This window comes from Salinicola peritrichatus (genome assembly GCF_003206715.1).
In the GTDB taxonomy this organism is placed as follows: Bacteria; Pseudomonadota; Gammaproteobacteria; order Pseudomonadales; family Halomonadaceae; genus Salinicola; species Salinicola peritrichatus.
In genome coordinates this window covers 1-4605 of the sequence record NZ_PZJU01000037.1, presented here as the reverse complement: position 1 = coordinate 4605, position 4605 = coordinate 1, and the positions used below count along the sequence as shown (strand labels likewise).

General features: G+C 63.1%; 5 protein-coding genes. 2 read left to right on the top strand and 3 right to left on the bottom strand.

Annotated features, from left to right (window positions below; genetic code table 11):
* Positions 1–65 precede the first annotated feature (65 nt).
* Entirely contained in the window at positions 66–527 is a 462-nt protein-coding gene (gene tadA / locus DOM57_RS13960; protein ID WP_110649864.1) for a tRNA adenosine(34) deaminase TadA, read from the bottom strand.
* Positions 528–663: 136 nt separating this feature from the next.
* Here tadA and DOM57_RS13955 point away from each other — a divergent pair, with 136 nt between their 5' ends.
* Positions 664–1476, top strand: a complete 813-nt coding sequence (locus DOM57_RS13955; RefSeq protein ID WP_110649811.1) for an acyl-CoA thioesterase domain-containing protein — start codon at positions 664–666, stop codon at positions 1474–1476.
* A gap of 185 nt (positions 1477–1661) precedes the next feature.
* Here the strand turns inward: DOM57_RS13955 and DOM57_RS13950 are convergent, their stop codons facing one another.
* Positions 1662–2735: an NAD(P)-dependent alcohol dehydrogenase gene (locus DOM57_RS13950; protein ID WP_110649810.1), complete on the bottom strand. Its 1074-nt coding sequence runs from the start codon at positions 2733–2735 to the stop codon at positions 1662–1664.
* 263 nt (positions 2736–2998) lie between these two features.
* Here DOM57_RS13950 and DOM57_RS13945 point away from each other — a divergent pair, with 263 nt between their 5' ends.
* Entirely contained in the window at positions 2999–3925 is a 927-nt protein-coding gene (locus DOM57_RS13945; protein WP_110649809.1) for an AraC family transcriptional regulator, read from the top strand.
* Positions 3926–3931: 6 nt separating this feature from the next.
* Here the strand turns inward: DOM57_RS13945 and DOM57_RS13940 are convergent.
* A partial coding sequence (locus DOM57_RS13940) for a sulfite exporter TauE/SafE family protein (RefSeq protein ID WP_110649808.1) occupies positions 3932–4605 on the bottom strand: 674 nt, incomplete at its 5' end.

The following is a 4605-nucleotide window of genomic DNA, read 5'->3' as shown; positions in this document are numbered from 1 at the left end:
ATTCAGCATTTCCCTAAATCAAACGGTTTTGCTTTTGATTTTTCTTCCAGCTTCTAGCTTATGGCTTACGGCTCCGAGCGACGCTGCTGGAAAAAGTCCTTCAGTAGACGCTTCGCCGGCGCCGCCAACACACCGCTATCCACAGCAACACGATGATTGAACCAGGGTTGCGCGAACAGGTTGGCGCGGGACTCGGCCATGCCACCCTTGGGTTCGGCAACGGCATAGACGAGCCGCCGGATACGCGCGTGAATCAGCGCGCCGGTACACATCAGGCAAGGCTCGAGCGTGACGAACAGCGAACAGCCTTCCAGGCGGTAATTGGCACGCCGGGCGGCGGCTTCGCGCAGCGCCTGCACTTCCGCATGCGCGGTCGGGTCGTGGGTGGCGATCGGCCGATTGTAGCCGTGCCCGATCACCTCGCCGTCGGCATCGATGACCACCGCGCCGATCGGTACCTCACCGGCGGCGAGCGCCAGCTTCGCCTGTTCCAGTGCTCGGTGCATATAGAATTCATCGCTGCGGATCATGAAACGTTCGGCTCTCGAATCGAATTGCGGCGTTGCGGCCAGGCGCGCCGGCATGGGATGACGGCGGCAGCGATTGGCACGATACTCTGACGATGACGTTGCGTACGCGCCACCCCTTCACAAGGATACCCGAATGACTCAAGCCCTGGATGATCTCGTACGATTGCTCGGCCTCGAGGCACTCGAAGAGAATCTCTTTCGCGGACAAAGCCAGGATCTCGGGCTGCCGCAGCTGTTCGGCGGCCAGGCGCTAGGCCAGGCGGCGGCGGCCGCCACCCGCACGGTGCCGGAAGACCGCTATCTGCATTCGCTCCACGGCTATTTTCTGCGCCGCGGCGATGCCCAACTGCCGGTGATCTATTCGGTGGATCGGGTTCGCGACGGCGGCAGCTTCACCACCCGTCGCGTCACCGCCATCCAGAAGGGGCAGCCGATCTTCTTCTGCAGCGCTTCGTTCCAGGGCCGCGAACACGGACTCCATCATCAACCAACGGCGCCCGAGGTGCCGACGCCGGACGTCCTGATCGCCCAGGGCCAGGCCGTGCATCAGCGTTTTCACGATCATCCGGTGGAATTCATCACCGTCGAGGAGCGCCACGCCTGTCCGCCATCGCGGATGGTCTGGTTCCGCCTGAGCGGCGGCTCGCTGCCGGACGATCCGGCCCTGCATCGCTATCTGCTCGCCTACGGTTCCGACTTCAACCTGCTGTTGACGACCCTGCTCGCCCACGATGTCGAGTTCGGCGACCCACGCCTGCGCATCGCGAGTCTCGATCATGCGCTGTGGATTCACCAGGACCCGAAGCTCGACGACTGGCTACTTTACGTGATGGAAAGCCCGTGGGCCGGCAGCGCCCGGGGCTTTGCCCGCGGCAGCTTCTATGACGGCGACGGCCGACTTGTCGCCTCGACCGCGCAGGAAGGATTGGTCAGGATTCAGTCTTGAGCCCGGCTTCGCCGGGAGCCGGAAGCCATAAGCTGTAAGAAAATAAATTCCAGGCAGCACGCAAAAATGCCAGCGACAGTGTCACTGGCATTCGGAAGCGAAAGAGCCAAAACCCGACCTGCCAAGGCAGGCGCTTTTGACCTTTCTTCAAGCTTACAGCTTACAGCTCTGGGCGCAGCCCAGACTCAGTTTTTCAGCGACGCCATGTCGATCACGAAGCGGTACTTCACGTCGCCCTTCTGCATGCGCTCCCAGGCTTCGTTGATGTTTTGGATATCGATCATCTCGACATCGCAAGTGATGCCGTGCTCGGCGCAGAAGTCGAGCACTTCCTGCGTCTCCGGCATGCCGCCGATCAGCGAGCCGGCCAGCACGCGGCGCTTGAACACCAGGTTGAAGCCTTCGACGGCGGGCTCGAGCGGCTCGAGCAGGCCGACCAGGATGTGCGTACCGTCGTACTTCAACGCATTGAGGTAGGGGTTGATGTCGTGCTGCACAGGCACGGTATCGAGCATGAAGTCGAACTGCCCGGCGACGGCTTCCATCTGCTGTGCGTCGGTGGAAATGACGACATGATCCGCGCCCTGTTTCTTGGCTTCGGCGACCTTGGCTTCGGAGCGGGTGAAGATGGTCACTTCCGCGCCGAGCGCCTTGGCCAGCTTGACGCCCATGTGGCCGAGACCGCCCATGCCGATCACGCCGACCTTGTGCCCGGCCTTGACGCCATAGTGCTTGAGCGGCGAATAGGTGGTGATCCCGGCGCACAGGATCGGCGCGGCGGATTTGAGATCGATGCCATCCGGCATGCGTACCACGAAGCGCTCGCTGACCACGATGGAGTCGGAATAACCGCCCTGGGTCAGGCCGCCGCCGTGACCGTGCTCGTCCGGGCTGCCGTAGGTCATGGTGAAGCCTTCGAGGCAGTATTGCTCGAGACCGTCCTCGCAGGCCTGACAATGACGGCAGGAGTCGACCATGCAGCCGACGCCGACCAGATCGCCCTCGCGATACTGGGTGACCTCGCTGCCCACCGCCGTCACGCGGCCGACGATCTCGTGGCCAGGCACCACCGGATAGACCCCATTCCCCCAATCGTTATGGGAAAAATGCAGGTCGCTGTGACATACGCCGCAGTAGAGAATGTCGATCGCGACATCGTCCGGGCGCGGCGCACGGCGCTCGAAATTCCATGGCGCCAGCGGCGTGGTGGCGTTATGAGCCGCATAGCCCTTGGCAGGCGTGGCAGTAGCTTGAGTCATGAACAGAGTCCTTTTCTGGGCCGGAACCGGCGATTGGAGAACGCTGAAAGTTTGATCCATCCCGCGCTGGGCAGCCATGCCCGTTTCTGTCGAAGCTTTGCAGGATGCTGTGATCATGATCAGGATAAGAGGTCACAAAGCGCCGTTTTCATGCACAATGCGCTGACCGTTCGCTAGACTTCGTACGAAAAAATGGTGAGCGAACGCCGTATGGCCGAGTACAGGCAGTTTTCGTACAAAGCCTAATTCGCCGGGAGATAGCCATGTCCGCGTCCCACTCATCCCTGCTCGATCGCGCCCCCTCGGCCGGCGGCCGCGTCGGCGCCAAGCCGCAGCCACCCACGGCTCACCGATTGGCTCGGGCATTGATGCCACTGGTCAGCGGCGAGGGATTCAGCGATACCGCGATCGAAGGCGTCAAGCTGATCCATTCGCACTGCGGCCACTCGCGCACGCCGCTGATCTACGAGCCGGGAATCTTCGTCATTGCCCAGGGCGACAAGATCGGCTACCTGGGCGAGCGAGTGATCCATTACGGGCCCGGCAACTATCTGGTCCAGGCGCTACCACTGCCCTTCGAGTGCGAGACGCGCGCGGACGCGGACACACCGCTGCTCGGCGTCAATATCGCCTTCGATCCATTGACCCTGAGCGAACTGGTCCAGCAGATGCCGGCCGGCGTCGACGATGGACGCCAACCGGCACCGATGGCAGCGGTGGAACTGGATGCAACGATGGAGGAGTGCGTGCTGCGCCTGGTGGATTGCCTGCACGACACGAGCGCTTGCCGTATTCTCGGGCCGGGACGCGTACGGGAAGTCCTGTTTGCCGCCCTGCGCGGGCCACAGGGCGATTCGCTGCGCCAGCTGGTGCAACGCCAGGGGCAATACGCCCGCATCGTCGATGCATTGGAGTATCTGCACCGCCATTTCGCCACCGCGCTGACGGTGGAAACGCTGGCGGCACGGGCCAACATGAGCGCCTCGCACTTTCACCATCATTTCAAGCGCACCACGCAACAGTCGCCGCTGCAGTATCTCAAGCGCCTGCGGCTGCTCAAGGCCCGCGCCCTGCTCGGCCAGCAGCGAATGAACGTCGCCCGCGCGGCCAGCGAAGTGGGCTACCGCAGCACCTCCCAGTTCAGCCGCGAGTACAAGCGATATTTCGGCGTCAGCCCGTCACGGGGTTGAAGGTCGTCACGACAGCAGGCCGATCAGGCCTCGTATCAAGTAGTAGGCGCCGACGACGGTGACAATCCAGCGCGTCCAGTAGCGAAAGCCTGAATCGGTCAGCCGGGTCAGAATCAGATTGCCGCTGCGGGTGCCGAGAAAGGCGAACGGGATGCCCAGCAAGACCCAGCCCCACTGCCCGCCGCTCATGGCCAAAGCCGCCTGCCAGTAGAACAGGATCTTGAGCGTGTGGGCGATCACCTGGATGGTGGCCTTGGTCGCCACCACGGTACGCCGATCGAGCTGGGTGCGGATGAAGCCGATGTCGATGGTCGGCCCCGAGACGCCGACGGCGATGGTCAGACCGCCGGAGACGATGCCGCAGGCCACCGCATGCCAAGGGCGCGACACATCGAAGTGGAACCAGCGCTTGGGAATCCACACCATCACCGGCATCAGCCCCAACACGATCAGCACCACGGTCTCGCTCGGCGAGTAGCGAACCAACGCCAGTAACGAGGCGGCGATGGCCACGCCCACGGCGATCGAGCCGACGATGCGCCAGTCGATGAAACGGCGCGATAGCCAGGCCCGCGAGGCGTTGGCAGAGAGCTGGATCACCCCGTGCACGGCGATCGCGGTAGCGGCCGGCAGCCACGCCAGCAGAAAGCCGAGCAGGATCAGGCCACCGTGAGGTGGTC